The sequence below is a fragment of the Oceanobacter sp. 1_MG-2023 genome (genome assembly GCF_030689025.1).
Taxonomy (GTDB): domain Bacteria; phylum Pseudomonadota; class Gammaproteobacteria; order Pseudomonadales; family Oceanobacteraceae; genus Oceanobacter.
On sequence record NZ_JAUYWA010000032.1, the window covers coordinates 15,034 to 32,078 of the forward strand.

The 17,045-nt window shown below is 55.4% G+C and carries 15 protein-coding genes and 1 pseudogene; 11 read left to right on the forward strand and 5 right to left on the reverse strand.

The window, feature by feature from the left end:
• Window positions 1-515 precede the first annotated feature (515 nt).
• Window positions 516-3,209, forward strand: a complete 2,694-nt coding sequence (locus Q8W22_RS15435; protein ID WP_305452958.1) for a S8 family serine peptidase — start codon at window positions 516-518, stop codon at window positions 3,207-3,209.
• Window positions 3,210-3,331: 122 nt separating this feature from the next.
• On the opposite strand, the gene Q8W22_RS15440 is transcribed toward Q8W22_RS15435, so the two are convergent.
• Entirely contained in the window at window positions 3,332-4,189 is an 858-nt protein-coding gene (locus tag Q8W22_RS15440) for an SDR family oxidoreductase (RefSeq protein ID WP_303431065.1), read from the reverse strand.
• Between the two features lie 107 nt (window positions 4,190-4,296).
• Here Q8W22_RS15440 and Q8W22_RS15445 point away from each other — a divergent pair, with 107 nt between their 5' ends.
• The 7 genes from Q8W22_RS15445 to Q8W22_RS15475 all read left to right on the forward strand — a co-directional run bounded on the left by Q8W22_RS15445 (window position 4,297) and on the right by Q8W22_RS15475 (window position 12,025).
• Window positions 4,297-4,737 (forward strand): helix-turn-helix domain-containing protein, encoded by a 441-nt coding sequence (locus Q8W22_RS15445; RefSeq protein ID WP_305452961.1) that lies wholly within the window; start codon window positions 4,297-4,299, stop codon window positions 4,735-4,737.
• Window positions 4,734-5,843: an asparaginase domain-containing protein gene (locus Q8W22_RS15450; protein WP_303431068.1), complete on the forward strand. Its 1,110-nt coding sequence runs from the start codon at window positions 4,734-4,736 to the stop codon at window positions 5,841-5,843. The genes Q8W22_RS15445 and Q8W22_RS15450 overlap by 4 nt, the downstream gene beginning before the upstream one ends.
• 338 nt (window positions 5,844-6,181) lie before the next feature.
• Complete coding sequence (locus tag Q8W22_RS15455; protein ID WP_303431070.1) at window positions 6,182-6,649, forward strand: (2Fe-2S)-binding protein; 468 nt, start codon at window positions 6,182-6,184, stop codon at window positions 6,647-6,649.
• On the forward strand, window positions 6,646-9,015 hold the full coding sequence (locus Q8W22_RS15460) for a molybdopterin cofactor-binding domain-containing protein (RefSeq protein WP_305452964.1): 2,370 nt from the start codon (window positions 6,646-6,648) through the stop codon (window positions 9,013-9,015). Before Q8W22_RS15455 ends, Q8W22_RS15460 begins: the two co-directional genes overlap by 4 nt.
• Before the next feature lie 16 nt (window positions 9,016-9,031).
• On the forward strand, window positions 9,032-10,156 hold the full coding sequence (locus Q8W22_RS15465; protein ID WP_370694182.1) for an XdhC family protein: 1,125 nt from the start codon (window positions 9,032-9,034) through the stop codon (window positions 10,154-10,156).
• A 25-nt stretch (window positions 10,157-10,181) separates the two neighbouring features.
• Window positions 10,182-10,778 carry a nucleotidyltransferase family protein gene (locus Q8W22_RS15470; RefSeq protein ID WP_303431074.1) on the forward strand — a complete coding sequence of 199 codons (597 nt, stop codon included), beginning with the start codon at window positions 10,182-10,184 and terminating at the stop codon, window positions 10,776-10,778.
• A 185-nt stretch (window positions 10,779-10,963) separates the two neighbouring features.
• Window positions 10,964-12,025, forward strand: coding sequence for an alkene reductase (locus Q8W22_RS15475; RefSeq protein WP_305452966.1), 1,062 nt, complete (start codon window positions 10,964-10,966; stop codon window positions 12,023-12,025).
• Between the two features lie 3 nt (window positions 12,026-12,028).
• Here the strand turns inward: Q8W22_RS15475 and Q8W22_RS15480 are convergent, their stop codons facing one another.
• A complete protein-coding gene (locus tag Q8W22_RS15480) occupies window positions 12,029-12,667 on the reverse strand; it encodes a LysE family transporter (protein ID WP_305452967.1) in 639 nt (212 codons plus the stop codon).
• Window positions 12,668-12,863: 196 nt separating this feature from the next.
• Here Q8W22_RS15480 and Q8W22_RS15485 point away from each other — a divergent pair, with 196 nt between their 5' ends.
• The 3 genes from Q8W22_RS15485 (at window position 12,864) to Q8W22_RS15495 (ending at window position 14,791) form a co-directional block, all read left to right on the forward strand.
• Complete coding sequence (locus Q8W22_RS15485) at window positions 12,864-13,403, forward strand: sigma-70 family RNA polymerase sigma factor (protein WP_303431077.1); 540 nt, start codon at window positions 12,864-12,866, stop codon at window positions 13,401-13,403.
• 143 nt (window positions 13,404-13,546) lie between these two features.
• Window positions 13,547-14,542: a permease gene (locus Q8W22_RS15490; protein ID WP_303431078.1), complete on the forward strand. Its 996-nt coding sequence runs from the start codon at window positions 13,547-13,549 to the stop codon at window positions 14,540-14,542.
• A gap of 12 nt (window positions 14,543-14,554) precedes the next feature.
• Entirely contained in the window at window positions 14,555-14,791 is a 237-nt protein-coding gene (locus Q8W22_RS15495; RefSeq protein ID WP_303431079.1) for a thioredoxin family protein, read from the forward strand.
• Between the two features lie 57 nt (window positions 14,792-14,848).
• Here the strand turns inward: Q8W22_RS15495 and Q8W22_RS15500 are convergent, their stop codons facing one another.
• From Q8W22_RS15500 to Q8W22_RS15510, 3 genes and pseudogenes are all read right to left on the reverse strand, one after another.
• On the reverse strand, window positions 14,849-15,094 hold the full coding sequence (locus Q8W22_RS15500) for an ATP-binding protein (RefSeq protein WP_305452969.1): 246 nt from the start codon (window positions 15,092-15,094) through the stop codon (window positions 14,849-14,851).
• Window positions 15,095-15,193: 99 nt separating this feature from the next.
• On the reverse strand, window positions 15,194-16,558 hold the full coding sequence (locus Q8W22_RS15505) for a P-loop NTPase fold protein (RefSeq protein WP_305452970.1): 1,365 nt from the start codon (window positions 16,556-16,558) through the stop codon (window positions 15,194-15,196).
• Window positions 16,559-16,640: 82 nt separating this feature from the next.
• A pseudogene (locus Q8W22_RS15510) lies at window positions 16,641-17,045 on the reverse strand (ATP-dependent DNA helicase RecG); the annotation flags it as partial.

Sequence of the window (17,045 nt, forward strand, 5' to 3'; positions counted from 1 at the left end):
CCTGTCAGATAGAGACGTCAAAGACTAGCGCGAGTGCAACCAGGGGGACAACCTTCGCCACTAAAAATGCGCGACGGTACCGCCATTGATTGCAAACGCGTACTGCCCGATCACAGACCACTGAGCTATTCATTGAAAACGCGGGATTGGATTTTCGACGTAGAAGGCCATTGACAATGGAATTGGCTCGAGATGGAAGGCTCGTGCAAGCGAGACTCTACGCCCAGCTGGACGCGGGTAAACCTCAGGGAACAACCTCGGGCGTCAAAAAATGCCATGGTCTGACCGGCATTGACAGCAAACAGCCAAGCTTAAATCAACAACCGTATAGAACAGTACAGGCAGGATGACAATGAACGGTATAAATTCGATATTATCAACCGTGCCTGATGAACCGTGCCTGGTGTGCAGGTTTATCCATCCAGCACTATGCTTGATGACTTGATATCCCGATCCCAGCGTTCACGCCCGACCTGTTGCCCAATCACCAGCCAACGCACCACCCGGAGAAAGTTATGCAGCCCCGACGTTTATCCCTTTATTTGATCACGCTGGTCGCTGCCATCGCTTCCCTGCCGGGCTGCGGTATCAGTGAAGACAGCACAACGAGTACTGACACAGGAACAGATACAGCCACCTATGCGGTCAGTGGTACCGTCAGTGCTGCCAGCAATACGGCGGTCGATAGTGACATCAACGATATCTACGCCGATTACAGCAGCAATAATTCGCTCGAGACTGCACAGGCCATCACCAACCTGGTGACAGTCCATGGCTTTGTTACCCGTTATGGGACCCGTGGCGCGGTATCGGGAGAGTCTTCACTGGAGCGTTTCAGTAACAGCGGCGACCAGAACGACTATTACAGCGTCAGCCTGCAAGCCGGCCAGCGTATTGTTGTCCATGTGGTCGATGACAACAGCAACGACAGTGCCTACTACAACGGGGATGTGGACCTCCAGCTGATTGATGAAAACGGCGATAACGTTGCCTCCTCCATCACAACATCAACCTACGAGACCCTGACGGTACCCGAAAGCGGCGACTACTATATTCGTGTGTATGCCTATTCCGGCACCAGTAAATATGTGATGTCGATAGCCACTTCGTCGACGTCGACCGGAGCCAGCACCGCCATCGGTAATGATTTTGTCAGTGGCCAGATGCTGATCCAGATGCAGCCAGACAGCCAACTTTCCGCCAGTAACCTGATCAGCAACAAACTGCCCAGCAGTGGCCTCAAGACCTTGTCGACCAGCACCGAGGGCAAGCAACGTCCGGCGCTGATGAATTTTGATGCTTCCGACAGCAGCGTTATGACGCTCGCAGCCAACGCTTCGCAGCACCCGGCCGAAAGTGGCAACTACCAGGAAAAATTTGCCACTCTGATGGCGGTCAAACAGGTCGCTGAACAGGATGATGTCTTACTGGCCGAGCCGAACTACTGGCGCACCGCCTTCGCGACGCCAACCGACCCTCGCTACAACGAACAATGGCACTACACCGCCATCGACCTGCCGCTGGCATGGGAGCTGACCACTGGCGAACGCAGCGATGGCATCGATGTGATTGTTGCCGTCGTGGATACCGGCGTCTATCTCAGTCACAGCGATCTGAGCGATCAGCTGACCAGCGACGGCTACGATTTTATTTCCTCAACCAGCAATTCGAACGACGGCGATGGCATCGACAACGACCCGGATGATCCCGGCGATAGCACCACCACCGGGTTCAGCTCCTGGCACGGCACTCATGTCGCCGGTACGCTGGCCGCAGCGACCAATAACGACCTCGGTGTCGCCGGTATTGCCTGGGATGCCAAGGTCATGCCGATCCGGGCACTGGGCCTTGAAGGCGGTACCAGCTACGATATTCTGCAAGGGATGTATTACGCCGCCGGGCTCAGTAACGACAGCGGCACCGTGCCAGACCAGACCGCCGATATCATCAATCTCAGCCTTGGTGGCAGCAGTTATTCAGTGGCAGAGCAAAGCGCCATCACCACCATTCATGATGCTGGCGTTATTATTGTGGCCGCCTCGGGCAATGATGGCAGCTCCAGCGTGAGCTACCCCGCCGGTTACGACAATGTGATCGCTGTCGGTGCCACCAATGCCGACGATGACATTACCTATTATTCCAATTATGGCAGCCACCTCGACCTCGCGGCACCTGGCGGTAACATTAATCAGGACCTCAACAACGACGGCTACCAGGACGGTATCCTCAGCACTCTGGTCAACGACAGCACTGGCAGCCGCCGAAGCAGCTACGGTTATTACAACGGTACTTCCATGGCGACCCCACACGTTGCGGGTGTGATCGCCCTGATGAAAGCTGTTTATCCGGATTTGAACCCTGACACGCTCGATACCCTGATCAGCAGCGGCAGTATCAGTGATGACCTTGGTGACAGTGGCCACGACAACTACTTTGGTTATGGCCGCATCAATGCCCTGAAAGCCGTCAACGCCGCCTGGGAACTGGCCAACAATGGCGTCGTCTCGCTCCCGGCCTTGCTGCAGACCAGCCCGTCAGTACTGGTGATTGGTACGGACGACAGCGCCAGCTTTACCCTGTCCAATGTTGGTGGTGGCGAACCCAATATCACCAGCGTCAGCGCCACCAGCAGCTGGCTGACCGTGACTCCGGACAGTGTTGATGACCAGGGCTTTGGCAGTTACCTGGTGAGCGTAACGCGCACAGACCTCGCCGACGGCTACTACACCGACAAGATCACCATCACCAGCGATACCGGCAGCAGTACGACGTTAACGGCCAATATGACCGTTGGTACCGTCACCGGGGATGGCGAGCTGACCATTCAATACGTGCTGTTTCTCGACAGCAGCGGCGAGGTGATCGAAGAAGCCATCACCAACAGCGATGGCAGTTTCTCGGCCAACGTCAGCGCAGGGGATTATCTGCTGTACGCCGGTTCGGATGTGGATGTCGACTACGTTATTTGTACCGATGGCGAAACCTGTGGTGCCTATCCAACCCTCAACAACCCGGAAACCGTGACCGTGAGTGATAGCCCGGTGAGCGGACTGGCCATGACGGTATCGATCCAGGCTCCGACCGTGACCAGCACCAGCACCGACAGTACCAGCACCGACAGTACCGGCACCGACAGTACCAGCTCGGCATCCACCTTGCTGCAACGCAGCAGCAGCCTGGCCCGTCAGCGATCCCTCACGCTCCCGTGAGAGCAGCGCAACCGCAGAGTCCCTGTCCTCTGCGGTTGGCAGGCTTTATGGCTGTTGCGGTATTCCAGTAACCCCAGGTACAGCCCGCGTTGCCACGCCAGAACGTGGCAACGCAAGGCCGACTACACAGCCAATGCTACCTTGACCATCTCTGCCAACGGTGTGGTCGGACGTCCAATCAGTTGACTCAGGGTTTTGCTGTCATCAAACAACCCGCCTTTTGATGCGCCGGTATCCGACTCCGCCAGCAGGGTCGCGATATAATCGGGCAGACCAGCCCCCATCAGGGCCGCAGCGTAGTCTGCTTCGGGCATATTCTGATACACAATGGTCTTACCAGTCTGGGTTGCAATCTCACTCGCCAGCGCGGTCAGCGTGTAGGCATTATCACCCGCCAATTCATAGACCTTGCCTGCCTGCGACGCAGCGGATGTCAACACAGCAGCGGCAGCAGCGGCGTAATCCGCTCGTGCTGCCGAGGCAATACGCCCCTCCCCGGCACACCCGAAGACTGCGCCGTGCTCCAGTGCCGTCGGCACGCTGGCGGTATAGTTTTCGGTGTACCAGCCATTACGCAGTAACACATACGGCACATTGGACTCGGCCAACGCCTGCTCGGTCTGCTGGTGCTCCAGAGCCAGCGGTAACGGTGACTCGGCAGCATGCAGAATACTGGTGTACGCCAGTAATCCAACCCCTGCCGCCTGTGCAGCAGCAATCACATTCTGGTGCTGGGGGAAACGCTGCCCCACTTCGCTGGAAGAAATCAGCAGTACCTTGTCAGCACCTTCAAACGCCGCTGTCAGTGCCGCTGGCTGGCTATAATCTGCCGCTTTCACGACCACCCCCAGAGCTGCCAGGTCGGCCACTTTTTCAGGGTTGCGTACCGCCGCCACAATCTCTGCCGCAGGCAGTGTTTGCAGCAATGCGTCGATCACCAGACGGCCCAGCTGGCCAGATGCACCTGTTACAACAATCATGATTATTCCTCTTTTTTGGTTGGCGATTATTCATCGAGTGACAACAGGCTAGCCCCAATGCTAACTTTAAGTAAGTACCAACAAAAAGGTAAGTATGGAAATACATCATGACAAATACAGAATCGAGCACCTCTATCGACCAGGATCTCCCCCTTACCGAACAGTTAAGAACCGGCAACCTGTTCGCCAGCCCTTGCCCGTCAAGGGATGTACTCAAACACGTGTGTAGCCGCTGGGGGGTGTTGATACTGATCTCCCTGCGCGATGGAACACACCGGTTCAGTGAACTCCGCAAACGCATCGGGGGCGTCAGTGAAAAAATGCTGGCCCAGAGCCTGCAGGCACTGGAGCAGGATGGCTTTATTGAACGGATTGCCTATCCGGTGGTACCGCCTCATGTAGAATACAGCCTGACAACCAGCGGCGAAGAAATCGCACGCCTGGTGGCCACGCTGGCCGACTGGATCGAAGTGAATATGTCGCAAATTACCGCAGCACAACAGCAACACCAGAGCCGCCAGATCACCACTGACGAGAGTTCACGATGAACAAACGCCTGCTCATTATATATACCGGCGGCACCATTGGCATGGCGCTGGGGGAACAGGGTTACCACCCGGTCACAGGCTTTGGCGACCAACTGGGGCAATACCTGCCTGCCCATTGTTATCCAGCATTACCACTCTATGACGTACTGGAACTGGACACCCTGATCGACAGCGCCAATCTGACGCCAGCCGACTGGCTCCGGATCGCTCGGCCGCTGCAACAACACTGGCAGCAATACGACGGTTTTGTAATCTTGCACGGCACCGACACCATGGCTTATACCGCCTCTGCCCTGTCGTTTATGCTGGATGCCATCAACAAACCGGTGGTTATTACCGGCTCCCAGATTCCTTTGGTTGAAACCGATAGCGACGGCGTGGATAACCTCTGCCACAGTCTGTTACTGGCCGCCTCGGATGCCTTGCCGGAGGTTTATATTTGTTTCCATGGCCGGATTTTACGGGGCAACCGCAGTGTAAAGGTCAGCGCCACCGCCATGGCGGCCTTTGATTCCCCCAATTATCCCTGGCTGGGCACCGTCTCTTGTAGCGATAACGAGAACCAGGGTACCAGCACCGGCTGTCAATTTTCTCCGGCATCAGCACTTGTATCAGCACCGCTATCAACCTCTGGCATAACACCCTCAGCCACCCCGTTACCGCTCCACAAACCAACAGGGCCAACAGCACAGTCCTTGCCAGAATTTCAGCCCGACGCTGTTACGGTGCTGACGCTGTACCCCGGAATCAGCGCCGGGATGGTTCAGGCCGTTGTGGATTGTCCGGCGGTAAAAGCCGTGATCTTACGCAGTTACGGCATGGGAAATCCCCCCGACAATAATCAGGCTCTGATCGATGCACTGGCAGACGCCAGCCAGCGCGGTGTGGTGATTCTGAACCTGAGTCAGTGCCAGCATGGTCGAGTGATCCAGGGCACCTACGCCACCGGGGCAACACTCAATCGCATTGGGGTGATCAGTGGTGCCGATCTGACGCTGGAAGCGGCCTTTGCCAAATTACACTGGCTGCTGGCAAGCGGTTGCAGTGCCGACACCATTCGAGCTCACATCGCGGTTGCCATTTGCGGTGAATGTAGCGAAGCCTGAACCCCTGTGAACTGACGGGGTACTGGTCAATCACCAGGTATCCCGGCCCTTATGCTTGATACAGGCACAGTCCTCTCGATCCTCTTAACAGATAGCCCGGTTTGCAATCAAAGTGATCGAACGATCAGTTCATCAAACCGTCCTCCATGCAATAAAAACCACACGGTTTTATACGAACATAGATCAATAAATGACATATGTGGCCATTTTTGAACACTTGATCACTATCTTCGTCATACCGATCGCAGCTGCTCCATGCCATTTCTGTCCGACTCGCCATGGCGCCTGACCAGCGTGTAAAGCTCACTGTTTTTAATGAACTTGTATAGGGACCCAGCATGATCTCTCTGACCATCAATGGCACACCACAACAGCTGGAGGTAGCGGCCGATACGCCGATTCTCTGGGTGTTGCGCGATACATTACAAATGACAGGCACACGGTTTGGTTGTGGCATGGCGCTGTGTGGCGCTTGCACCGTCCATCTCGATGGTAACCCGATTCGATCCTGCGCAACGCCGGTCAGCTACGCGGCGGGCAAACACATCACTACCATCGAAGCGATGGAAAATGATGCCGTTGGCCAACGAGTGCAGGATGCCTGGATGGACGAAGCCGTTGCCCAGTGTGGCTACTGCCAGTGTGGTCAGATCATGAGTGCGGTAGCCTTGCTGAAGTCCAACCCCAAGCCCACCGACAAGGACATCACCAATGCCATGAACGGCAATATCTGCCGCTGCGGCACTTACCCGCGTATTCGCAAGGCCATTCACCGTGCAGCGTTATACACGGAGGTAAAGGCATGAGCACCTCAACCACAACCGACCCGTTATTGCTCGCCAATGTCAGTCGTCGAGGTTTACTCAAAGGTCTGGGAGCCGCTGGTGCACTGGTACTCGCTGCCCGCTGGGATCTGGCCGTTGCAGCCGAGGACGAGGCCCCAAAATACGGTGCCGATGCCATGCCCCATGGCTGGGTCGACAACCCCAATGTGTTTATCAGCATCGCTGTGGACGGCTCAGTCACTATCATTAACCACCGGGCCGAAATGGGTCAGGGTATCCGCACCAGTCTGGTGATGGTAATTGCAGATGAAATGGGCGCTGACTGGTCCTCTGTCAAAGTTATGCAAGCCGATGCCGACGAAGCCCGTTACGGCAACCAGAATACCGATGGCTCACGCTCCATGCGCCACTTTTTTGAGCCGCTGCGCCGCTGTGGTGCTGCCGCCCGTACCATGCTGGAACAGGCCGCCGCACAACATTGGCAAGTCCCGGTCAGCGACTGCACGACCACCGTCCATCAGGTAATTCATACCCCGAGCGGCCGAGCATTGTCGTTTGGTGAGCTGGCAACCACGGCCTCTGAGCTGCCGGTTCCGGAGCGCCAGTTCCTGCGCTTGAAAACCCGGGAGCAGTGGCGCTACATCAACAAACAACCCGATCAGTTGCCACCGGGCACTACGGAAAAAGCCGGTCAGCCAATGGCCATTGATGGCCGCGATATTGTCTCTGGCAAAGCCATTTACGGTGCCGATGTTATCCTCGACAACATGCTGTTTGCGGTGATTGCCCGACCACCGGTATACGGTGCCAGTATCCAATCAGTCGACGATAGCGCCGCCTTACAGGTGCCCGGCGTGGTCAAAGTCGTGCAGCTACCCACCGCCAGCATCGCTTCGGCCTTTTCGCCATTGGGTGGTGTGGCCGTCATCGCAAACAGCACCTGGGCGGCACTCAGTGGCCGCAAGGCGCTGACGATCACCTGGGACAACAGCAGCGCCGGTGATAATGCCGCTTACGACTCCGTTGCCTTCAAAGCAGCGATGGAAGCCGAGTCATTAAAACCCGGCAAAGTCGTCCGTACCCAAGGAGATATCCAGCAAGCACTGAACAGTGCCGACCAGCGCTTTGAAGCCAGCTATTATTCGCCGCATATGGCGCAAGCTCCGATGGAACCACCTGTTGCCATTGCCCACATCAAGGACGGTCGGGTCGAAGCCTGGGGGCCGGTTCAAAACCCGCAAGCGGCCCGTGATGGCCTTGCCAAACGTTTGTCTCTGGAAGCTGACAACGTCACCGTACACGCCACCTTGCTGGGTGGGGGCTTTGGCCGCAAAGCCAAGCCGGATTTCGTTTTTGAAGCCGCCGACCTGTCGCAAATCATGGACGGCCGTCCAGTCCGGGTGCAGTGGAGCCGGGAAGACGACTTGCACCACAGCTTTTTCCATACGGTATCGGTCGACCGACTCGAAGCCTCATTTAACAAAGAGAGCGAGGTCACTGGCTGGTTACATCGCTCGTTGTCACCCAGCATCAAGTCACTGTTTGGCCCCGATAGCGGCCACATGTCCGATATTGAGCTGGCCATGGGTGTGCGCAATATGCCGTTTGATATTCCGGCGATCCAGCAAGAAACCGGCGAAGCCATGGCCCACGTGCGTATTGGCTGGTTCCGCTCGGTGTATAACATCCCCCATGCTTTTGCGATCCAGAGCTTTGTTGCCGAGCTGGCTCATAAAGCCGGTAAGGATCACCGTGACTTTTTGCTGGAGTTGTTAGGGCCAGACCGTCAGATTGACCCGCGCAATCAGAATGAACCCTGGAACTACCGTGAAGACCCGATACGCTACCCGATCGATACTGCCCGCTACCGCGATGTCATCAAAACCGCAACCCGTAAAGCCAACTGGCCTGGCGGCACCCGTATTGCGGCACGCCGCGCCTTGGGGCTGGCGGTGCACCACAGCTTTATGTCGTACGCGGCGGTCGTGATGGATGTTGAGGTCAGCGAACAGGGTGAAGTCATCATTCACCGCGTCGATATCGCCTTTGACTGTGGCCCACAGGTCAATCCGGAGCGGATTCGTTCGCAGCTGGAAGGCGCCTGTGCCATGGGGGTCGGCATTGCCATGATGACGCAAATCACCGCCGGTGACGGCAAGGTACAACAGGATAATTTCCACAATTATCTGGTGCCTCGCCACAGTCAGGTGCCGAAAGAGATTCACATCCATGCGGTGAATGACCGCCTCGATGTGCCTATTGGCGGTGCCGGTGAACCTGGCGTACCACCGATTGCTCCGGCCTTGTGTAACGCCATTTTTGCCGCAACAGGCCAACGTATTCGCACCTTGCCAATTGCTGGCCAGCTGCGTACCGGCAACAGCTGAGGCGGCGCTTAATACCATGGTGATGCCGTATCTTGATCAACAGGTAGTGGCGCAGGCGCTGGACTGGTTACACAGCGGTGAACCTGTCTGGCTCTGTACCGTGTTATCAACCTTTGGCTCGTCGCCACGAGAGCCAGGGGCGATGATGACAGCCCGTATCAATACCACCCAACGGACCGAGCATCTCGGTTCGTTATCGGGTGGTTGTGTTGAAGAGGACTTTCTTGAACGTTTGTTCGATGGTGAGTTTACGCAACCGGCGACTGTACTGACCTACGGTGCCGGTGCTCAGGCTCATGCCAGCGCTACGAATACCAACGCGACTAATGCCAGTGCTGGAACCGAAGCCAAAGTCCAGTTGCCCTGTGGTGGCACCCTGGTGGTACTGGTCGAACACTGGCAACCCGATAACCCCCATACTCTGGCCCATGCTCAGGCGATGCTGGCGTGTTTGTCTGGTAGCCATCAAGCCATTCGTGAAGTGTGCCTGGACGCTGCCCGACCACCCGCTCTGACGCCTATTCCGGACACCCAATCAACTCCGGACACCCACTTAACTCCCCTCTTAACTATGGACACCCATCGCTGTATCACGCCGCCGCCAGCAATGGTCGGCCGGGTGCAACAGCTCGACCAGCTCATACGCCTCCACATCGGCCCAAGCTCGCGCCTGATTATTGCCGGGTTATCCAGCGTCGCCCATTGCTGCGCTGAATTTGCGGTCGCACTGGGTTATGAAGTGATTGTCTGTGAACCACGGGAAGAAGAACGCCTCGGTTTTCAGCTGCCGGGGGTTATCCTAGACACCCGTATGCCATCGGCGTTTATCCGCCAGGCCGGGCAGTGTCATGCCGCCACTGCGGTGGTGGCGATGACACACGACCCTCGTATTGATGACCTCGCCATGATGGCGGCGGTCAAAACCCCGGCTTTTTATATTGGGGTAATGGGTTCCCGCCGCACCTCTGATGCCCGCGCCGCCCGGCTGATGCGCTCAGGTGGCTTGAGCAGCCAACAGGTGGAACGCTTGCATATGCCCATCGGCTTGGCGCTGGGCAGCAAAACTCCGGCTGAAATCGCCCTGGCGGTGATGGCCGATGTGGTGCGAGTGCAAAAAGGCCAGTCCCGTGACCAGCTCTGACCCAGCGGCCGTGCTCGGAGTGGTCATGGCTGCTGGTTACTCCCGCCGCTTTGGCGCGGAAGACAAACGCATGGCCTACTGGCCCATCACCGGCAGAACCTTGCTGGGCGAGACCCTCCACCAGCTGCAACAGGCATTAGCCAACCTGGTGGTGGTGATTCGGCCGGAAGACTCACCCCAAGCGCTGGGGATTCCTGGCGCTTGTCAGATCATCCATGCCCCCCATGCCGCACAAGGTCTGGGGGCCAGTATCGCCGATGCGCTGGACGTCATTCAGAGATCCGGCCAATGGCAGCAATCACACAGCCTCGCCCTGATGCTGGGGGATATGCCGACGCTGCAACCCGCCTCGGTGCGCCAGTTGCTGCCGTATGCCAGCGAGAAACAGATTGTGCGGCCGATCTATCAGGGCCAGCCGGGTCACCCGGTGGTGTTTGGTCGTGACTATTGGCCAGCGCTGCAGCAGTTATCCGCAGACAATGGCGCTCGGCAGGTGCTGCAGCACCATCAACAGCAGGTTCGCCGGGTTGTCGTAGCAGACCCCGGGGTGGTTCACGATATCGACACTGCAGCCGCATTAACCGCAGCCTTCACCGCAGAAAATCCGGCACCACGGTCATGAACCGCAGAATGATACGGAGCACGACAGAACACACTATTTGCCACAAAGCGGCATCTGACCGAATGGAATACACCTTTTTGCCGCAGTACCCCTACCGTCCTGTTTTCTTGTGGGCGGTTATTGCATAGTCCTATCCGGTTATTATTTACCGCTTGTTCATCTCCACTTTGCAGGAGCATCACACCATGTCCAGCCTGTTCGACACCATCCAGATGGGTGATCTGGCACTCAACAACCGTATCGTTATGTCACCCCTGACCCGCTGTCGAGCACCAGGCCGTATCGCCAACGCCCTGATGGTCGAGTACTACCGCCAGCGGGCCAGCGCCGGGCTGATCATCAGCGAAGCCACCGCCATTTTGCCCATGGGGGTCGGCTATCCGGACACCCCGGGGATCTGGTCGGATGAGCAGGTCAAGGCCTGGCAACCCATTACCGAGGCCGTACATCAAGCAGACGGTAAAATAGTTTGCCAGCTGTGGCATGTCGGACGGGTATCACACCCGCATTATTTGAATGGTGAAACGCCGGTATCTTCCAGCGCCGTCGCCTTGCGCAGCCACGTGCGATTACTGCGGCCCCAGGTCGATTACCCGGTACCGCGGGCACTGGAAATCAATGAAATTCTCGCCATTATCGAGGCCTACCGGACAGCCGCCCAAAACGCCAAAGCCGCCGGGTTTGATGGTGTCGAATTACATGGAGCCAACGGCTATCTGCCGGATCAGTTCCTGCAGTCCAGTACCAACCAGCGCACCGATGCCTATGGCGGCCCGATTGAGCACCGCGCCCGCTTTATGCTCGAAGCCACCGATGCCCTGATTTCAGTATGGGGAGCCAGCCGCGTAGGGGTTCACTTGTCGCCCGGATGCGACACCCAGGATATGGGCGATGACGACCCGGCAGCCACTTTTGGTTATCTGGTTGATGCCCTCAACCAGCGGGATATTGCTTTTATTTTCAGCCGCGAAGACCTCAACCAGACCGATGCTCTGACTCCCCAACTACGCAAACGCTTCAACGGCACCTGGATTGGCAATATGAACCTCAGCCCGGATAGCGCCAGCCAATTACTGGCCGACAACACGGTTGATGCTGTCGCCTTTGGCCGTGACTACATTGCTACCCCGGATCTGGTGGAGCGGTTACGCAACGGCAGCGCCTTGAACGAAGGGGACCACAACACCTATTACAGCCCCGGCAGTGCCGGTTATACCGATTACCCGACACTGGATACCGCGGACTGACGATTAACTGGCCCGATGCACGGTCGATAATAACGATGCAGCACCCACAAACATCACCGCAAAGCTGCGATTTAACAAACGCTGCTGACGCGGTGATTGCAAGTAACGTAATACTTTCGCAGCCAGGCCGGTGTAAATCGCCATCACCACCAGATCTACCGCCACCATGGTGATCAGCATAACGCCATACTGAAGTGGTAAAGCCGCCTCTGTATTCAGGAACTGCGGCAACACCGCCAGTATAAATACGATGGCTTTGGGGTTACTCATATTCACCAAAAAACCTTTCAGAACCAGTCTGGCTGGTGATTCACGCCGGGTGTCCCGGGCATGCTCCACCTCGTCATCCAGATTTGCCGGAGTGGCGTGCCATTGCAGCCAGCCCAGATAGACCAGATAGCCCACCCCAAACCACTTGATGACCTCAAAGGCCCAGGCAGACGTCGCCAGCACTGCACCAACGCCAGCCACTACCACCCCGATTTGTACAACCAGCGCCAGCTGTAACCCAATCACATTCCAGTAACCGTAACGAAACCCATACTGCAAGCCGCTCGACATCGACGCCACCGCTCCGGCGCCAGGAGAAAAACTGATCACCCAACAGGCAGTAAAAAACGTTAGCCAAATATCCAGTGCCATAACAACCTCTCAAACAAAATAACAAGCAAAACAGCCAGCCCAGACACAGAGTCCCTGCCCAGGTGACAAGGCAACCCACGGGGTGCAGGATGATGACGCCAACGATCGTCGAGTGGTAGCATATCCCGTCCCGGAACAACACGCGCCAGCGCCCGCACCCCCCGCTGACACGGCTTATTGCACAGGGTAACCATCATTGGAATGTCTTTTACAGGCAATACGGCAGCACGAAGCAGAACTCAGGGCTTTTTTACAGCAACGAGTCACCGACAAAACGATCGCAGATGACCTGCTGCAAGAAGTACTGCTGCGTACACTGCAACAAGGTGCCAGGTTCTGCGCCGTACAACAGCCCCGTGCCTGGATGTTTCGTGTTGCCCGCAACGTCATTATTGATAATCATCGCCGACAACATCCACTGAGCGAGTTGCCGGAAGATATACCACAGCCGGACTCGACCCCGGAGCTGGATGATATCGATCTGCTCTCGGAATGTCTGAGCCGTAATCTCGCCCGTCTGAATACCACAGACAGGGAGATACTGGAATATTGCGACCTCAATAACCAGACGGTGAAATCCTACGCCACCAGCGCAGGGATCAGCCTGTCGGCAGCCAAGGCCCGCCTGTTACGCGCACGCCAGCGGCTGCGTCACTCGCTGGTTGAACACTGTCATGTCCAGTTTGATGAACAGGGCAAGGTTTGCAGCCATCGTCGGCCGTCGTCCTCCAACTGACGTCATCCGGCTTGAGCCAGAAGCCACAATCTGACCGCGGCATGATCCATAAGATATCAACCATAAACAGTTATAAAAAAAAACCTGCATCCTTTTGCTGGCCCATGCGTCTTCAGTAACAGACACACGCAAGAGAGCGCACGATGTTCCAGATATTCACCGATTTCGCCAGCTGGTTGATCTACGACCTGCTGGGCTTCCTGCCCGAGACCAAACTCGGGGATGCGTTACATTTCTTTGTCGAAGACGTCAGCAAGATCTTTGCACTCTTGCTGGTGCTGATTTACATCATCGCCCTGTTACGCGCCTCACTGAATGTCGAGCAAGTGCGTGATTATCTGGCGGGTAAAAATCGCGGCATTGGCTATTTGCTGGGTTCCGGCTTTGGAGCGATTACTCCGTTCTGCTCCTGTTCCAGTATTCCCGTGTTTCTCGGCTTTACCTCCGCCGGTATTCCGGTCGGGATTACCATGTCGTTTCTGATTACCTCCCCGCTGATCAACGAAGTCGCGGTTCTGTTACTGCTCAGCCTGCTGGGCTGGAAATTCACCGTCCTTTACGTCGTGGTCGGCATGATTGTGGGTATGCTCGGCGGGCTGTTTCTCGACAGCATCCGCGCCGAACGCTGGCTGCAGTCCTTTGCTGCCAAAGCGCTGGCAAATGGCCGCGCCCAGCAAACCGGCAACGACAACTCAGCTGAAGTTCAAGTTATGTCATTCCATGACCGCCACCTGTTCGCCAAAACCGAGACCCTGGAGATTTTTGCCCGAGTCTGGAAATGGGTGATTATCGGTGTTGGTCTGGGCGCTGCGCTGCACGGTTTTGTCCCCGATGGCTGGATCGAACAGCACCTCGGCGCTGGCCAATGGTGGACAGTGCCTGCCGCCGTGCTGGTTGGCATTCCATTATATTCCAACGCCACCGGCGTCATTCCGGTGATGGAAAGCCTGATCACCAACGGCTTGCCGATTGGCACAACCCTGGCGTTTTGCATGAGCACCGTCGCTGCCAGTTTCCCCGAATTTGTATTACTCAAACAGGTCATGCAGTGGCGCTTGCTGGCGATTCTGTTCGCTATGTTGCTGGTGTCTTTTACTGTCATTGGCTGGATTTTTAACAGTGTGTTATTTCTTTTATAAAAGAGGTTGTCGATGAAAAACATCAAAGTACTGGGCACCGGCTGTGCCAAATGCAAAAACACCGTACAAGTGCTGGCAGACAGCGCCCAGGCGCTGGGAATAGAGGTCAAGATTGAGAAAATTGAAGACCTGCCACAGATTATGGCTTATGGCGTTATGTCGACCCCTGCGGTCGTTATCGACGAAACAGTCGTACACAAAGGTGGCGTACCCACTCAAGACCAGGCCACCCAGTGGCTGCAGGGCTAACCACCATCAAGGCCTGCCACGCATCACAGCCTATCTGATGGGTTCACCAACCCCAGATTAACGGCCTTGAGCGTGGCTTCGGCACGGTGACTGACCTGCAGAAACCAATTCCTGTGTCAGTTCACCTTCCTGAATAGCATCCATATAGATACCAGCGCGCGCAACCAGCCAGCTCAGTGCATAAGCCAGCGCATTCAGCATGGTGGTTTTACCAGCACCATTGTTACCAACCAGAACCGTCACGTTGGACGACCGTTTTTCTGTCGGGGCTAACAGAATATCCAGCGGCTCGAAGCTGCCCAATGTTGCGTAACTGAAAGAATTTAATTTCCATCGTTGATTCCAACAAGCCTTTGTTGCTGGTTTAACTCCGAATTCATATTTACTACCGGGATGACAGGCTTAACACAGAGAAAACCTCTTTGACAGGTTGCCAGATATCACTAAGAACACTTCTGTTTCCAAAATAGTAGTCAAAACCTTTTTCCAGCATTCCTGAGAATCCTCGCTTTCGAACATAAAATGCTCGGCGTTGAATGCACTGTTCTGTACCAGCTGTAAACCGATGATCACAGCCAGCTTTCTGGAGTAATGGTATGTCTCCTCATTGTCAGGCAGCAGTGTCGGGACTCCCAACAACGGCGCGATAACATCAGCGTTTGTACACCCTGATTGAATATTGTCATACACATCGGGGCTAAAGCAGGACACAAAAACACCAAAGAGTCTTAACAACCGTAATCCAGCGGTTTCATCCGGTGCCAATCCCCGACTAAGTGAATGGTAAACCTCAAGATATCTCGTAAAAGTCTCAACTTGTCTCAGTGACAGCTGATTTACCTGAATTAACTCACTGGCAAACGTAAAGTACTCTTTGTCAGTTTGACCCAGTCCGGTACCTGCCAAGATCCCACTGGATGACACCAGGTTGGAGTAATGCTTAACAGAAGCCAACAACCGGTTTTCACCATAACCATAGCCGACACGCCCACTAACATCTGCAGGCAATCGGACACTGAATTTCAGGAATTTGTCGAGGTATCGCTGGGCATCCACCAAAGGCCCATAACGGTGGTTGATGGCGGCACGGAGTTGTTTGGTATTGGTCACCAACACAAATTTCACATTCACCACATCAAAGGTGTGTTTGATCACCTCCAGCATCTGTACAGCAAAGTCAGGTCGGCAACGATCCAGCTCGTCAATAAAGATGACAATCGGAGAATCTGCAGTAACCTGGTCGGCCAGCGTGGCTTGCAGGGCCTTGAGGTTCTGTTGGGCTTTTTCGTGATCCTTCAGAACGGCAGCCACCGATGCATCAATGGCCTTGTTTGCCGAGTCCTGAAGGTGTTTTTCCAAGCCATCGGCAATATCGTCGGCATTTTCCTTTAACACATGACTCACACTGGCCTTGAAAGCCGTTTGGAGGCCATAACGCACCACAGGAATGGCCTTTTGCAGAAAGGTTCTCTTCGCCTCTCCCTCGAGAGCCTCGCCTGCTACAGCCGCCAGAACGGTCATCAGAGGATCATCCGCATGATCTGCCTGAAACGCATCCACATAAACCAGCCGATACCTTCCGTGCTTCGATCTGAACTTGTGAATCAACTTCTGGCAGAACTCGGTTTTACCCGTACCCCAGTCACCATCAATCACCATGGGAGATATTTCAATCGGTGTCGTTAGCAGCGTGATCACCTTATCGGCAATGCCAACCCGCTTGAAGTCATCCCGAAATTCAAACGTCAGGTCTTTCTGTTCACTCATCAGGCCAATACCTCCTTATCAATGGTTACCCGCCGATTACCAGAGTCAGCGGCTGCATCCGGGCTTTCCAGTGAGCAATGGATTAATATCCGTCATCAACATTGCCTGTTGTCAGGGAAATATCCTGATCCCTTAACCACTGAATGCCTTTTGCCGTGGTCTGATAGGCCTGCTCTGGGTGGTTCACTACCTCGGGGAATCGGTAATCAATCAGTCCTTCTTTTTCCCTGAGTTCTCTCAGGTGATTATGTTTGAGAGACCGTTCTTCACGACTCAGTAGCTGAGCCAGTTCGTCTGCTTTATAGGGACGCAAGCCACATAGCCAGACAAGAATAAGCCAAAGTTTGTCTTTTCTTGCTTTTGGAGAAAGTTGTTTGATTTTCCCCTGAAGTGCTTCAGCCAGATCCAACTCACTTGTATTTGCCTCGAGGTCACTTGTATTTGCCCCGAGGTCACTTGTATTTGCCTCGAGGTCACTTGTATTTGC

Bases quoted from the DNA above. Each gene is read 5' to 3' on its own strand.
- Q8W22_RS15475 (WP_305452966.1), top strand. From the start codon at position 10,964: ATGTCCAGCCTGTTCGACACCATCCAGATGGGTGATCTGGCACTCAAC.
- Q8W22_RS15465 (WP_370694182.1), top strand. From the start codon at position 9,032: ATGGTGATGCCGTATCTTGATCAACAGGTAGTGGCGCAGGCGCTGGAC.
- Q8W22_RS15445 (WP_305452961.1), top strand. From the start codon at position 4,297: ATGACAAATACAGAATCGAGCACCTCTATCGACCAGGATCTCCCCCTT.
- Q8W22_RS15440 (WP_303431065.1), bottom strand. From the start codon at position 4,189: ATGATTGTTGTAACAGGTGCATCTGGCCAGCTGGGCCGTCTGGTGATC.
- Q8W22_RS15455 (WP_303431070.1), top strand. From the start codon at position 6,182: ATGATCTCTCTGACCATCAATGGCACACCACAACAGCTGGAGGTAGCG.
- Q8W22_RS15480 (WP_305452967.1), bottom strand. From the start codon at position 12,667: ATGGCACTGGATATTTGGCTAACGTTTTTTACTGCCTGTTGGGTGATC.
- Q8W22_RS15460 (WP_305452964.1), top strand. From the start codon at position 6,646: ATGAGCACCTCAACCACAACCGACCCGTTATTGCTCGCCAATGTCAGT.
- Q8W22_RS15505 (WP_305452970.1), bottom strand. From the start codon at position 16,558: ATGAGTGAACAGAAAGACCTGACGTTTGAATTTCGGGATGACTTCAAG.
- Q8W22_RS15435 (WP_305452958.1), top strand. From the start codon at position 516: ATGCAGCCCCGACGTTTATCCCTTTATTTGATCACGCTGGTCGCTGCC.
- Q8W22_RS15450 (WP_303431068.1), top strand. From the start codon at position 4,734: ATGAACAAACGCCTGCTCATTATATATACCGGCGGCACCATTGGCATG.
- Q8W22_RS15490 (WP_303431078.1), top strand. From the start codon at position 13,547: ATGTTCCAGATATTCACCGATTTCGCCAGCTGGTTGATCTACGACCTG.
- Q8W22_RS15495 (WP_303431079.1), top strand. From the start codon at position 14,555: ATGAAAAACATCAAAGTACTGGGCACCGGCTGTGCCAAATGCAAAAAC.
- Q8W22_RS15470 (WP_303431074.1), top strand. From the start codon at position 10,182: ATGGCTGCTGGTTACTCCCGCCGCTTTGGCGCGGAAGACAAACGCATG.